The 13,911-nt window shown below is 72.2% G+C and carries 12 protein-coding genes; 2 read left to right on the top strand and 10 right to left on the bottom strand.

What is annotated here, in order from left to right; genetic code table 11:
• Positions 1-2,607, bottom strand: coding sequence for a sensor histidine kinase (locus D458_RS0130165; protein WP_026119833.1), 2,607 nt, complete (start codon positions 2,605-2,607; stop codon positions 1-3).
• A 251-nt stretch (positions 2,608-2,858) separates the two neighbouring features.
• On the opposite strand from D458_RS0130165, the gene D458_RS0130160 reads away from it, so the two are divergent.
• Together D458_RS0130160 and D458_RS0130155 are read left to right on the top strand one after the other, a co-directional pair.
• Positions 2,859-3,446 (top strand): helix-turn-helix domain-containing protein, encoded by a 588-nt coding sequence (locus D458_RS0130160; protein WP_193374674.1) that lies wholly within the window; start codon positions 2,859-2,861, stop codon positions 3,444-3,446.
• 107 nt (positions 3,447-3,553) lie between these two features.
• A complete protein-coding gene (locus tag D458_RS0130155) occupies positions 3,554-4,429 on the top strand; it encodes a methyltransferase domain-containing protein (protein ID WP_017590445.1) in 876 nt (291 codons plus the stop codon).
• A gap of 89 nt (positions 4,430-4,518) precedes the next feature.
• Here the strand turns inward: D458_RS0130155 and argH are convergent, their stop codons facing one another.
• The 9 genes from argH to D458_RS0130110 all read right to left on the bottom strand — a co-directional run bounded on the left by argH (position 4,519) and on the right by D458_RS0130110 (position 13,846).
• Positions 4,519-5,943: an argininosuccinate lyase gene (gene argH / locus D458_RS0130150; protein ID WP_017590444.1), complete on the bottom strand. Its 1,425-nt coding sequence runs from the start codon at positions 5,941-5,943 to the stop codon at positions 4,519-4,521.
• A gap of 93 nt (positions 5,944-6,036) precedes the next feature.
• Positions 6,037-6,570 (bottom strand): arginine repressor, encoded by a 534-nt coding sequence (locus D458_RS0130145; RefSeq protein ID WP_017590443.1) that lies wholly within the window; start codon positions 6,568-6,570, stop codon positions 6,037-6,039.
• On the bottom strand, positions 6,567-7,514 hold the full coding sequence (gene argF / locus D458_RS0130140) for an ornithine carbamoyltransferase (RefSeq protein ID WP_017590442.1): 948 nt from the start codon (positions 7,512-7,514) through the stop codon (positions 6,567-6,569). Before argF ends, D458_RS0130145 begins: the two co-directional genes overlap by 4 nt.
• Complete coding sequence (locus tag D458_RS0130135; protein WP_017590441.1) at positions 7,511-8,719, bottom strand: acetylornithine transaminase; 1,209 nt, start codon at positions 8,717-8,719, stop codon at positions 7,511-7,513. Before D458_RS0130135 ends, argF begins: the two co-directional genes overlap by 4 nt.
• Entirely contained in the window at positions 8,716-9,669 is a 954-nt protein-coding gene (argB, locus tag D458_RS0130130; protein ID WP_051049818.1) for an acetylglutamate kinase, read from the bottom strand. Before argB ends, D458_RS0130135 begins: the two co-directional genes overlap by 4 nt.
• A 44-nt stretch (positions 9,670-9,713) precedes the next feature.
• A complete protein-coding gene (locus tag D458_RS0130125) occupies positions 9,714-10,505 on the bottom strand; it encodes a bifunctional ornithine acetyltransferase/N-acetylglutamate synthase (RefSeq protein ID WP_017590439.1) in 792 nt (263 codons plus the stop codon).
• Positions 10,506-10,521: 16 nt separating this feature from the next.
• Positions 10,522-11,550, bottom strand: a complete 1,029-nt coding sequence (gene argC, locus D458_RS0130120) for an N-acetyl-gamma-glutamyl-phosphate reductase (protein WP_017590438.1) — start codon at positions 11,548-11,550, stop codon at positions 10,522-10,524.
• 182 nt (positions 11,551-11,732) lie between these two features.
• Positions 11,733-13,154: an NAD(P)/FAD-dependent oxidoreductase gene (locus tag D458_RS0130115; protein WP_017590437.1), complete on the bottom strand. Its 1,422-nt coding sequence runs from the start codon at positions 13,152-13,154 to the stop codon at positions 11,733-11,735.
• A gap of 197 nt (positions 13,155-13,351) precedes the next feature.
• Positions 13,352-13,846 carry a MarR family winged helix-turn-helix transcriptional regulator gene (locus D458_RS0130110; RefSeq protein ID WP_026119830.1) on the bottom strand — a complete coding sequence of 165 codons (495 nt, stop codon included), beginning with the start codon at positions 13,844-13,846 and terminating at the stop codon, positions 13,352-13,354.
• Between the last annotated feature and the right edge of the window lie 65 nt (positions 13,847-13,911).

The following is a 13,911-nucleotide window of genomic DNA, read 5'->3' as shown; positions in this document are numbered from 1 at the left end:
TCAGTCGCTCTCTCCTGTGTGCTCGTCGGCGCCTGCACCGACCTGGTCATCACTGCTGTGCCCGGGCCCGTCGCGATCGACCTCCTCGGCCCGGCCGCGTCGGGTTCCCGCGCTGAAGGCGTCCATCATCCGGCGCGCCTGTTCGGGACTGCGCTGGGGTAGCGGATCCGGTTCGCGTGTACCGCCGGAGGGGGCCGGTCCGTCTCGGAGCTGGGGTGCGAGGTTGGCCTGCCTTCTGCGTCGGGGCAGGCCCGCCCGTTCCGGCCCCGCACCGACCCGTGTGTCGTCGGCGCCCCGTTCGGGCAGCGGGGCCGGGAACCGCTCCCGAACCCTTTCCTCCGGTTCGGGTTCCAGGTCGGGAACCTGGCGGAGCAGCGGGGCGCCCGGGGCGTGGTCGTGGAGTTCGGTTCCGCGGGCCCGGTCTCCGTGTTCGGGGACCGAGCGCAGCACGGGGCGGGCCTGCCGGGCTCCCGCTTCGGCGGAGAGCAGGTCCGCGGGATCGGCCGGTTCGGAGGCGCCCGCGTGCTCCCGGAGGACGGCGTTGGAACGGGCGAGCACGGCCGCCCGGGGGCTCTCGGAGGAGGCGCCGCCGGAGGCGACCACCAGGGCTCCGGGAACGAGCACCACGGCCCGGGTGCCCCCGTACGGCGAGGGCCGCAGGTGCACGCCGATGTCGTGCTTGCGCGCGAGCCTGGCCACGACGAACAGGCCGAGGCGGCCGTCCGTGCCGGGGGTCATGACGTCGAACTCCGGCGCCTTGAAGAGCGTGGCGTTGTTCTCGGCGAGTGCTTCCTCCGTCATCCCCAGGCCGCGGTCCTCGATCTCGATCACCACGCCCTTGGGGACGTTGTCGGTGGCGATGGTGACTTCGGTGTGGGGCGGAGAGTAGGCGGTCGCGTTCTCGACCAGCTCCGCGAGGAGGTGGATGACGTCGGCCACGACCGCGCCGACCAGCGACAGGTCCGGGACGGAGGTGAGCTCGACCCGGGCGTACTCGTCGGTCTCGGAGATGGCTCCGCGCAGGATGTCCACGAGTGGGACGGGGTGGCGCCAGCGGCGGCCGGGCTGGGCCCCGCCGAGGATGATGAGGTTCTCCGCGTGGCGGCGTCCCCGGGTCGCCAGGTGGTCGAGCTGGAAGAGGCTCTCCAGCAGGTCGGGGTCCTCCTCCTCGCGCTCCACCCGGTCCAACAGCTGGAGCTGGCGCTGCACGAGGGACTGGTTGCGGTGGGCGATCCCCAGGAAGACCCGGTTGACCCCGGCCCGGATCTCGGACTGTTTGACGGCGGCGCTGACCGCGGTGCGCTGGGCGGTGTTGAAGGCGTCGGCGACCTGGCCGACCTCGTCGGTGCCGTGGTCGAGCTGCTTCATCTCGGTGTCGAGGTCGACGCTCTCCCCCGCCTCCAGACGGCGCACGATCCTGGGGAGGTCGTTGCGGGCGATGGCCAGGGTCTCCGCCCGGAGCCTGGCCAGCCGGTAGGTCAGGCGGCCGGCCGAGCGGGCGGCCACCCCGTAGGCGACCGTTCCGGCGAACATGGAGATGATGCCGCCGCCGAGGGCCATCGTGAACATCCACGAACTGGCCTCCTCGGTGGTGGCGACGACGGTGCCCACCTGGGCCTCGGTGACCGCCGCCAGCTCGGTGCCGACCTCGTCGGCCGCCTCCCGCCAGCCGGCGAGCCCGCCCGGAGGCTCGGTGCTGCGGGTCTGCTCGCCGGTGAAGAGGTCGACGTCGACCTGTGCCTCGTGTCGGACGAGGGTGTCGGCCATCTCCATGGCGGCCGACCAGGCCTCTCCCCGGGTGATTTCCCCGACGGTGGAGAGCCGGCCCGCGTCCGTCCCGGGGTCCGCTTCGGGGCCGGCCCCGGACAGCTCCTGTGCCCGCTCCTGTGCCCGTTCCTCCGCGGCCGGCTGCCCGCTGGCGTCCAGGCGGCGGCTCGCGTCCCCGGCCAGGAAGGCGATCTCGGCCTGCTCGTCCCGGGTGAGGACGCCCTCCGCGAGGACCGCGGTGACGACGGCGTCGGTGTGACCGAAGCTCTCCTGGGCCCACAGCAGGTCGTCGGCGGCCGAGGCGGCGTCGGAGGCGGGTCCGTCGTCCAGCCCTCGGACGGTCTCCGTGTAGAGGCCGATGCCCTGGTGGATCGCCCCGGTGTAGGTCTCCAGGGCGTCCGCGGCCGGCCCCGGGTCGGTGAGGTTGTCCGAGCGCAGCGCCAGGACGTCCTCCACGGATCCGAAGAACTCCTGGGCGAGGGGGGTCGGGACGTCGGCGTCTCCCTCGAGGGTCCGGCGCACCTCCCGGACCCTGGTGAGTGCCTCGTCGGTGCTCTCCGCTGCGCCGACCAGCGCCTGGCGGGTGTCACCGGTGGGATCGGTGAGGAACTCGACGCTGCGGAGGCGTTCGTTCTGGAGTGCGGTGAGCGCCTCGGCGAGGTCGGCCCCGGCCCGGCCGTCAGTGACCGACGACCGCAGGGACACGGCCTGGGCGAGGGTGGCCGCGCTCAGGACGACGAACAACGCGAGGAAGGTGACACTGGGGATCAGCACGATCCTGTTGAGCTGTGTCCTGATCCCGGTCCTGGCTCCGCGCCCCGCACCCCCTGGCTGACCCACTGCGCTCCTCCCACGGACTCGGCGCGGGCACCGGAGCCCACGCGTGGTGCGTGCCGGTTCCCGCGCGGGTCGTCACGGAACGCGCAGAGGGGAACACGTGTGGTGCCCGCAGACTCAGGACGCTACCGCACTCTCCTCAGCGGTGAGGGGGGAATTCCAGATTGGCTCTCCGCCGGAACGCCCCCGGGAGCTCCGGAACCTCCGCGGTCGGCACCGGCACTGGCCTGCATTCGGAGCATAGAATCATGCCCATGACGCAAGAGGATCGCGAACTCGACAGCTTGGTGCGCAATCGCATCCGTGCCCTGCGGGTGGCCCAGGGCTGGTCCCTGGAGGAGCTGGCCGCCCGCGCCCGGCTCAGTCAGTCCACACTCAGCCGCATCGAGAACGGCCAGCGCCGCCTCGCCCTCGACAGCCTCGTCACCCTCGCACGCGCCCTGGACACCACCCTGGACCAGCTCGTCGAGACCGCCTCCGACGACGTCGTCACCAGTCCGATGATCGACGCCGCCCACGGGACGATGCGCTGGCCCGTCAAGGCCGATCCCGGGATGACCGTCGTGCGGCAGAGACTGACCGAACCGCCGCCGGACAACCCCGCGCGCATGCGGGCGCACCCCGGCCGGGAGTGGCTGGTGGTGCTCTCCGGCACCGCGGTCCTCCTTCTGGGCCACCGGCGTTTCCGGATGGAGGCCGATCAGGCCGCGGAGTTCCCGACCATGCTGCCGCACGCCATCGGGGCCGAGGGCGGCCCCTGCGAGATCCTGGGGATCTTCGATCGCGACGCCCGCCGGGGCCACCGGTCGAGCGGGGACGAGACCCAGGACACCCCCGTATGACGTCCGGGGACCGGCACACTTGCGTGTTCGGCAGCGTCCGCCGCCATCGTCTTGCGTTTGGCGAAAGATATGCTGCCGGAAGCGCATGACCCGCTTAACGTGGTCCTATGACGCACACACACTCGCACCCAACTCACGCTGCTGAGCAGCACGGTCACCCGCACTCATCGGCCGCCGACGGGCAGGCCGAGCTCCTCGACCTGGACGCACAGGTCCTCGCCCGGCACACCGGCTCCGTCATCGATTGGCTGCCCCTCGGTGAGGACCCGCGCGAGATCGTCGACCTGGGCTGCGGAACCGGGGCCGGCACCTTCGCGCTCCTCAGCCGCTTCCCGCAGGCGCGCGTGACCGCCGTCGACTCCTCGGACGAGCACCTCGTCCGCCTGCGGGAGAAGGCCCGCGCGGCGGGGCTGGAGGAACGCGTGCGCACCGTGCGCGCCGACCTCGACCAGGCCGAATGGCCCGACCTCGGCACCCCGGACCTGGTGTGGTCCTCGGCCGCCCTGCACCACATGGCCGACCCTGACCGCGCTCTGCGCCAGGTACACGGCCTGATCGCGCCCGGCGGACTCCTCGCGGTGGTGGAACTGTCCGGTTTCCCGCGTTTCCTGCCCGCGGACGCCCCCGAGGACCGGCCCGGGTTGGAGGAACGCTGCCACGCCGCGGGCGACCACAAGTACGCCGGGCACCTGCCCCACCGCGGCGCCGACTGGGGCCCGAAGCTGACCGCCGCCGGGTTCTCCCTCGAGGGCGAGCGCACGATCACCGTGAACGCCGGGAGTTCGGAGGACGAGGCGGTCGGCGTGTACGCCCTCAGCGCTCTGCGGCGCATCCGCCACGGTGTCGCCGACGCTCTCGCGCCCGAGGACCTCGCCGCGCTCGACCGCCTGCTCGACACCGGGGGCCCGCACAGCATCCTGCTCCGTGACGACCTCGCCGTGCGGACCGAACGCACCGTCTGGGCCGCCCGCCGCGGCGCCTGAGACCCGCCTTCCCCGGCACACACGCTGTTCGAAACCCCGAAGGGGGCCTTCCGGTTCCGGAAGGCCCCCTTCGTGTACCGCGTCGGCTGCTACGCCTGGGTCGCGAAGGCCTTGCGGTGCTCCTCGACGTCCGAGCGGAGCCGCTCGAGCTGTTCCGCGACCCGGACCGGGGCGGTGCCGCCCCTGCCCGAGCGGGAGGCCAGCGAGCCCGGCACGCTCAGGACCTCCCGGACGCCCGGGGTCAGGTGCTCGGAGATCTCCGCGAAGTCGGCCGCGGTGAGGTCGGGCAGGTCGATGCCGCGCTCCTCGCACACGCGCACGCAGGTGCCCGCGATCTCGTGGGCCTCACGGAAGGGGACCCGCTCCCGCACCAGCCACTCGGCGATGTCGGTGGCCAGGGAGAAGCCCTGCGGGGCCAGCTCGGCCATCCGGTCGGTGTGGAAGGTCAGGGTGGCGACCATGCCGGTCATGGCGGGCAGCAGCAGGTGCAGGCTGTCCACGGCGTCGAAGACCGGCTCCTTGTCCTCCTGGAGGTCCCGGTTGTAGGCCAGCGGGAGCCCCTTGAGGGTGGTGAGCAGGCCCGTGAGGTCGCCGACCAGCCGGCCCGCCTTGCCGCGGGCGAGCTCGGCGACGTCGGGGTTCTTCTTCTGCGGCATGATCGAGGAGCCGGTGGAGAAGGCGTCGTCGAGGGTGATGAAGGAGAACTCCTTCGTCGCCCAGAGGATGATCTCCTCCGACAGCCGGGACAGGTCCACGCCGATCATGGCGGTGACGAAGGCGAACTCGGCGACGACGTCGCGGGCAGCGGTGCCGTCGATGGAGTTCTCCGAGGACGCCGGGAAGCCGAGTTCGGCGGCGACCGCCTCGGGGTCCAGGCCGAGGGAGGAACCGGCCAGGGCGCCGGAGCCGTAGGGCGACACCGCGGCGCGGCGGTCCCAGTCGCGGAGCCGCTCGACGTCGCGGACCAGCGGCCAGGCGTGCGCCATCAGGTGGTGGGCGAGCAGGACCGGCTGGGCGTGCTGGAGGTGGGTGCGGCCCGGCATGGCGGCGTCGGGGTGGGCTCCGGCCTGGTCGGCGAGGGCGCGCACGAGGTCGAGGAGCTGGTCGGCGATGGACCGGGCCTCCTCGCGCAGGTACATGCGGACCAGGGTGGCGATCTGGTCGTTGCGGGAACGTCCGGCGCGCAGCCGCCCGCCCAGTTCGGTGCCGACCCGCTCGATGAACCCGCGCTCCAGCGCGGTGTGCACGTCCTCGTCCTCGAGAACGGGGGTGAACTCCCCCGAGGCGACGTCGGTCTCCAGCCGGTCCAGGCCCGCGATCATGCGGTCGAGCTCGTCGGCCGTGAGCAGTCCGGCGCGGTGCAGGGCACGGGCGTGGGCGCGTGAGCCCGCGATGTCGTGGCGGGCGAGGCGCCAGTCGAAGTGGGTGCTCAGCGAGAGGCGGGCCAGAGCCTGGTCCGGTCCTCCCTCGAAGCGGCCGCCCCACAGGCGCAGGGCCTCGGGCTGGTCGGCCATCGTGGTCTCCTTAGTGAACGTTCGAGTGGTGCCTGGCGGCGCGCGGTCCCCCCGGCGCGCCGGCGGGCCGGTCGCCCCGCGGCCGCGGGGCCGTCAGGGTCGGCGGTCGGCCAGCCGCAGGAGCGCCGCGGCCAGGTCCTCGCCGCCCTGGGGGTCGCGGGAGATCACCATGATGGTGTCGTCTCCGGCGATGGTGCCCAGGATGGCGTGGAAGTCGGTGTGGTCGATGGCCGAGGCCAGGTACTGCGCCGCTCCCGGCGGGGTGCGGACGACGACCATGTTGGCGGAGGCCTGGGCCGAGACGAGCAGGTCCTCGGCCAGCCTGGTGAGGCGGGCCCCGGAGACCTGTTCGAGGCCGAGGGTGTCGGGGCGGGTGCGCTGGAGGCGTTCCCCGCCCTCCCCCGGCAGTACGTAGGCCAGGTGGCCGTCGGCGGTGCGGAGTTTGACCGCGCCCAGTTCGTCCAGGTCGCGGGAGAGCGTGGCCTGGGTGACCTGGACCCCCGCCTCGGAGAGGCGGCGGGCCAGTTCCCCCTGGGAGCGGACGTCCTCGCGGGTGAGGACGTCCGTGATGCGGGCGTGCCGGGCGGCCTTGGTCATCGGGGCCGAACCGGTCTGGTCGTTGGTCATGGTGTCTCGGGGCGGGGGTTGTCGCTGCTTTCGAGGAGGAAGGCGAGCAGGGCCTTCTGGACGTGGCGACGGTTCTCGGCCTCGTCCCAGACCACGCTCTGCGGGCCGTCGATGACCCCGGCGGTGATCTCCTTGCCCCGGTAGGCGGGCAGGCAGTGCAGGACGATCGCCTCGGGGTCCGCGGCGGCCAGGAGCTCCTCGTTGACGGCGTAGGGGCGGAAGGGGGCCTCGCGGTCCTCCTTCTCGTCCTCCTGGCCCATGGAGACCCAGGTGTCGGTGGCCAGGACGTCGACGCCCTCGGCGGCCTCGCGGGCGTCGGTGGTGACGAGGACCGAACCGCCGGTGCTCCCGGCGATCTCCACGGCCCGGGTCAGGACGACCGGGTCGGGGTGGTAGCCCTCGGGGGCGCCGATCCGCACGTGCATACCGGCGGTGGCGCAGCCCAGCAGGTAGGAGTGGGACATGTTGTTGCCGCCGTCGCCGAGGTAGGCGAGGGTGAGCCCGGCCAGGGTGCCCTTGTGCTCGCGGACGGTCTGGAGGTCGGCGAGGATCTGGCACGGGTGGAACTCGTCGGTGAGCGAGTTGACCACCGGGACGTTGATGTGCCGGGCGAGGTTCTCGATGTCGGTCTGGGCGAAGGTGCGCCAGACGACGGCGGCGACCTGGCGTTCCAGGACCTTGGCCGTGTCCTCCAGGGGTTCGCCGCGACCCATCTGGGTGCTTTCGGAGTCCAGGACCAGCGGGCTTCCGCCGAGGTCGGCGACGCCCACGGAGAAGGACAGGCGGGTCCGTGTGGAGGGCTTGTCGAAGATGAGGGCGACGGTCCGCGGCCCGGCCAGGGGGCTGTGCCCGAAGCGGTCCCTCTTCATCTCGTCGGCCAGGTCGAGGACGAAGGCCTGTTCCCGGGGTGTGAGGTCGTCGTCACGCAGGAAGTGCCGGGTCATGACTGGTTCTCCTTCGTCGCGGCGGCCTCGGCGGCGTCCAGGACGGTCGGCAGGGCCTCGATGAACACGCCGATCTGCTCGGGTGTGATGACCAGCGGCGGGGCCAGGCGGATCGCGGAGGGGGTGACGGCGTTGACGAGGAAGCCGCGGACGGCGGCCTGTTCCTGGACGTGGGCCGAGTGCGGTCCGGTGAGTTCGAGGGCGCGCCAGAGGCCGCTGCCGCGCTGCCCTGCGAGAAGGGGGTGGTCGATGCCCTCGATCTGCTCGGCGAGCAGGTCGCCCATCACGGCGGTGTGGGCGAGCAGGCCCTCGCTCTCGATGGTGTCGATGACGGCGAGCGCGGCGGCGCAGGCGATGGGGTTGCCGCCGAAGGTGGAGCCGTGGTCGCCCTTGCCGAAGGCGTCGGCGAAGCGGCCGAAACCGACGCAGGCGCCGATCGGCAGCCCGCCGCCCAGGCCCTTGGCGAGGGTGAGGACGTCGGGGCGCACACCCTCCTCCTGGTGGGCGAACCACCGGCCGGTGCGGCCGATACCGCTCTGGATCTCGTCGAGGACGAAGGCGGCGCCGGTCTCGTCGCACAGGGCGCGGACGCCGGCGAGGTAACCCTCGGGGGCGGGGACGACCCCGGCCTCACCCTGGGTGGGCTCGACGAACACCGCGACGCAGTTCTCGTCGACCGCCTCGGTCAGGGCCGCGAGGTCGCCGTGGGGCACGAAGCGCACGTCCATGCCGAAGGGGCCGAAGGGCTCGCGGATGGCTTCCTTGCCGGTCAGGGCGAGGGAGCCGGCGGAGCGGCCGTGGAATCCGTTGTCGGCGGCGACGAAGTAGTGGCGGCCCGGTCCGGCGGCGCGCTTGACCAGCTTCAGGGCGGCCTCGTTGGCCTCGGTGCCGGAGTTGGCGAAGTAGACCTTGGCGTCTCCGCCGAGCAGCCCGGTCAGGCGCTCGGCCAGCTCGACCTCGCGCTCGTGCACGAAGAGGTTGCTGGTGTGGGCGAGCGTGGCTGCCTGGTGTGCGACCGCCTTGACCAGGGCGGGGTGCCCGTGGCCCAGGCTGGAGACCGCGATGCCCGCGATGAGGTCGAGGTACTGGCGGCCGTCGGCGTCGTAGACCTCGCAGCCGCGTCCGAGGGTGAGGGCCACGGGCGGAACGCCGTAGTTGGGCATGAGTGAGGCGGCGAAGCGCTCCCTCAGTTCGCTGCTGGTCACTTGACTGCTCCCGGGTTCTGGTCAGTGGTGGTGTCGGTGGGGCGCCAGGGGCGCGGGTAGTGGCCGTTCCCTGCGAGGAGCTCGGCTTCCAGTTCCTCGTCGGCGACCATCGTGCCGACCCCCTGGTCGGTGAAGACCTCGAGGAGCAGGGAGTGCGGGACACGGCCGTCGATGATGTGGGCCTGGGGCACACCGCCCTCGACCGCGGTCAGGCAGGCCTCCATCTTGGGGAGCATGCCCGAGGACAGGGAGGGCAGAACGGCGCGCAGCTCGTCCACGTTCAGACGCCGGATCAGGTCCGTGTTGGCCGGGTAGTCGGCGAACAGGCCCTCGACGTCGGTGAGCATGATGAGTTTGCTGGCGCCCAGGGCGACCGCGAGCGCGGACGCCGCGGTGTCGGCGTTGATGTTGTAGACGCCGCCGTCGTCGGCGCGGGCGACGCTGGAGACCACCGGGATGCGGCCGTCGGCGATGAGCGCGGAGACGGCGCCGGGATTGACCCCGCTGACCTCGCCGACCCGGCCGATGTCGACGGTCTCGCCGTCCACCTCGACGCTCTTGCGCTCGGCGTAGAGGAGGTTGGCGTCCTCGCCGGACATGCCGACGGCGAAGGGGCCGTGCTGGTTGATGAGCCCAACGATGTCGCGGTTGACCTGGCCGGTCAGGACCATGCGGACGATGTCCATGGCCTCGTCGGTGGTCACCCGGAGTCCGGCGGTGAAGGTGGACTCCACCCCGGAACGGTCCAGCATGGCGCTGATCTGCGGTCCGCCGCCGTGGACGACGACGGGGCGCAGGCCCGCGTAGTGGAGGAAGACGATGGACTCGGCGAAGCGGACCCTCAGCTCCTCGCTGACCATGGCGTTGCCGCCGTACTTGACGACGACCGTGCGGCCGTGGAAGCGGGAGAGCCAGGGCAGCGCCTCGATGAGGTTGGCCGCCTTGTCCATGGCCTGGGCCTGGTCCTGGCTGGGGTTGTCGGTGAGCCGGGAGTTCACGGGTGCGCCTGCCTGTCCTCGGGGGTTCCTGTGTCGGGTGTGTCCGCAGCGACCTGGGCGGCGAGCTCCTCGCACACCCGGTTGAGCAGGACGGCGACAGCCCCCTCGTCCGGAGTGGTGGGGGCGGCCCCGCTGGCCATGAGCAGGACGGTGTCGTTGGTGCCGGTCAGCGGGGCGAGGGTCTTGGCCGCCGCGTCGGCGACCAGGCGCCGGCACTGCTCCGCGCTGAGGTCGGCGTCGGTGGTCAGGACGCACAGGACCGAGCCGACGGAGGCGTCCGGCCCTTTGGCCATACCGCCGACGGTGACGCCCTCACCGCGCAGGAAAGCGAACTTGGCGACGGTGTCCCCGGTCCGGATGGCGTCGGCGGCGGGCAACCCGCCGCCCCGGCCGGCCTCGGCGAGGGCGCTGGTCACCCCGGCGTTGACCGTGTCGCTCGGCAGGGTGGTCCCCACCGGGCCGGCGGAGCACAGCACGATCTCGGCCGCGGAGTCGGCCAGCAGGTCGGCGGTGTGCTCGGCTGCGGCGTGGACGGCCTGGAAGCCGAGGGGCCCCGTGCCCGCGTTGGCGCAGCCGGAGTTGAGGACGGCGGCGCGCACGCGTCCGCCCGAGACGACCTGTCGGGACCACAGGACCGGTGCGGCGGGATCGGAGTGGTCGGTGAAGACCGCCCCGGCGGCGCGGGAGGGGCCGTCGTTGACGACGACGGCGACGTCTCGGGCCTGGGCGGCGCTGATCCCGGCGGCCACGCCCGCGGCGCGGAACCCCTGGGGTGCGGTGACACTCACGTCGGAACCCTCGTCTCTAGGGAGCGACCGCGGCGAGCGGAAGGCCGGTGTCCTCGGGCAGGCCCAGGGCGATGTTGGTGCTCTGGATCGCGCCGCCCGCGGTGCCCTTGGTGAGGTTGTCCAGGGCGGCGACGGCCACCATGCGGTTCGCGTCCGGGTCCACGGTGACCTGCACGAGGGTGGTGTTGGCCGCGAGCGTCATGGCGGTGTTGGGCCAGGTGCCCTCGGGGAGCAGGTGGACGAAGGGCTCGTCGGCGTAGGTGCTCTCGTAGGCGGCGCGGACCTGGTCCGCGGTCACGCCGGGCTTGAGGGGGGCGGTGCAGGTGGCGAGGATGCCCCGGGGCAGCGGGGCGAGGACCGGTGTGAAGGAGAGGCGGACCGGCTCTCCGGTGACGGAGGTGAGGTTCTGGACGATCTCGGGGTTGTGCCTGTGCGTGCCGCCGACCCCGTAGGGGCTGAGCGCGCCCATGATCTCGCTGCCGACCAGGTTGGGCTTGGGTGCCTTGCCCGCGCCGGAGGTGCCGGTGACGGCGACCACGGTGAGGTCGGTCTCGACGAGCTGCTCGGCCAGGGCGGGGAAGAGCCCGAGGGTGGCGACGGTGACGTGGCAGCCGGGAACGGCGACCCGCCGGGCGCCGGTGAGGCGCTCCCGCTGTCCGGGCAGTTCCGGGAGCCCGTAGGGCCAGGTTCCGGCGTGGGGTGTGCCGTAGAAGCGTTCCCAGGCGGCTGCGTCGTTGAGGCGGAAGTCGGCGCCGCAGTCCACGACCAGGACGTCCTCGCCGAGCTGCTGGGCGATGTCGGCGGACTGTCCGTGCGGCAGGGCGAGGAAGACGACGTCGTGGCCGCGGAGCTCCTCGACGGTGGTGGGCGCGAGGATCCGGTCGGCCAGCGGCAGCAGGTGCGGCTGGTGTTGGATGAGGGGGGTGCCGGCGTTGCTTCCGGCGGTGACGGTGCCGATCTCGATCTGGGGGTGGCCCAGGAGCAGACGCAGCAGCTCGCCCCCGGCGTAGCCGCTGGCTCCGGCGATGGCCGCTGTGTATCCCATGGTGAGACCCTCTCTTCCCGCTTGGACTGAACCATCATGCATGACCTTGCAAGTTTATGCAACCAGGTTCGAGGCGACCCCGCGCGGTTCGGGACCGAACCGTACGGGGCGATGGTTCCGCGGGGAGGTGTTCCGTGGGTGCTTTCGCCGGGCCGAGCGGAGGGGCCGGTCGGGCGGGTCGCTCAGTTGCCGGGCATCCGGGTGGCCAGGCCGGCGAAACGGGAGGTGTGCCCGTTGCCCTCGGTCCTGGACTCACGGCGGTCGGCCGTTCTGTAGAGCCCGCGCACGACCTGGGTACCCACCCAGCGCAGCGGCTCGGGCTCCCAGCCGCGCACCTCGTGACCGACCCACGGAAGGCGGGTGAGGTCGGTGCTGCGGCCCAGGATCAGGTCGCGCAGGGTGCGGCCGGCCAGGTTGCTGGTGGAGACCCCGCTGCTGGAGTATCCGCCCGCCCAGCCCAGCCCGGAGCCGGTGTCCAGGTTCACGGTCGGGGACCAGTCCCGGGGCACCCCGAGCACCCCGGACCAGGCGTGCTCGACCGGCACGTCCGCGACGTCGGGGAACATCCCGGTCAGGGAGCGCCAGAGTTCGGCGATGGCCTGCGGCTGGGTGGCGCCCTCCTTGTCCTCCGAGCCCCCGAACCGGTGGGGCACGCCACGGCCTCCGATCGCGATGCGGTCGTCGGCTGTGCGCTGGGCGTAGACGTAGGAGTGCGCGGAGTCCCTCAGGAGCTCGCGGCCCTCCCAGCCGATCCGCTCCCACAGTTCGGGGGCGATCGGCTCGGTGACGATCATCGAGGAGTACATGGGGCGCCAGCGGCGGCGCTGGCCGCGCAGTGTGGAGGTGAAGCCCTCGGTGGCGCGGACCACGTGGTCGGCGCGGACGGTGCCGTGTTCGGTGACCACCGTCGGACGGTCGGCCCCCTCACGGGGCCGGATCTCCGTCACGGCGGTGTCCTCGAAGATCTCCACGCCCAGCGCCTCGACCACCCGGGCCAGACCGGTGACCAGCTTGGCGGGGTGGACACGGGCGGCGTGCGGCGAGTACCCGGCCGCCACGGCGCCGTGCACCGAGACCGGGGGTGCGTGGTCCAGGTCCACCATGTGGATGTCGTCGGGCCAGTAGCCCCACTCCTGGAGGTAGTCGATGTGTGTCTCGAGCCGCTCGCGCTGTGCCGCGTTGCTCGCGATCAGACGCACACCGCCCTTGACGACGTCGGCGTCGATGTCCTCGGCGCGGGCGACCGTGACGACCTCGTCCACGGTGTTCATCAGCGCGCGTTGCAGGGCGACCATGGCGGCCTTGCCGTGTGACCGCGCGTAGTCCTCCTGGGAACCCGAGAACTCGGCCGAAAGCCACCCTCCGTTACGGCCGGAGGCGCCGAAGCCGGCGAACTCCCGCTCGACGACGCAGACTCTCAGGTCCGGCTGGTCCTTCTTGAGGTAGTAGGCGGTCCAGAGGCCGGTGTAACCGGCTCCGACCACGCAGACGTCGTAGTCCCCGTCGCCCGGAAGCGGCGCCCTCCGCTCAGGGAGACCGTTCTCCCTGAACCAGAAGGAGACCCCGCCGTTGGCGAAGCGCGAGGATCGGGGAATAGGCCTCATCTGGGCAGCAGTGGTGAACAGCCTCATCATTCCCCCCGGAACCTCAGTGCTCCCGACCCACCCCGCGTTGGGCCCCCGAACTCTGGCCAACCTACATGGGAACGAAGGCGCGTGGGATGTTTTCTGCACATTCGCGAGGATCGACGCGCCGCTTCAGCGGGGATTCGACTACGCAGAGTCCCGTCCTGTTGCCCAGTTCAGTCGAGAGAGCTGTCACGGAGCGTACGCGCGATGGTGGCCAGTTGTCGAACCCCTCCGTCCCCGAGCGGGGTGAGCACGTGCTCCCGAAGGCGTTCGACGTGACGGATCCGAGCGGCACCGATGAAGTCCAGGCCCGCCTCCGTGAGGGTGGCGTAGACGACCCGGCGGTCGCTGGCACAGTTGTGTCGTTCCAGGTAGCCCTCCTTCTCCAGGCGGTCGGCCAGCTTGGTGAACCCTCCCGTGCTGAGACTGACCTCGCGGGCCAGACGGCTCATCGGCAGCTGGTACCCCGGGGTGCGCTGCAGGCGGATGAGGACCTCGAACCACGGGCCCGCCATGTCCTTGCCGTCGGGGGTTATCCCGTGCAGGAGCTTGGGCTGGATCGCGTTCATCGCCTCGTGGACCAGTCCCCAGGCCGTGATCAGATCGTCGTCACTGGGACCGGTCTCCCGGGTCGCCTCCACGTCCGCATCGGTCGGCTGTGCCGTCATTCCCTGCCCCCTGTCGTGCCGGCGGGGAGAGCGCGCTACCCAACCCCGAAGAAGTATCTTCCCAG

The organism is Nocardiopsis ganjiahuensis DSM 45031, from assembly GCF_000341085.1.
GTDB classification, from domain to species: domain Bacteria; phylum Actinomycetota; class Actinomycetes; order Streptosporangiales; family Streptosporangiaceae; genus Nocardiopsis; species Nocardiopsis ganjiahuensis.
This window is presented reverse-complemented; position numbering and strand designations above follow the sequence as displayed.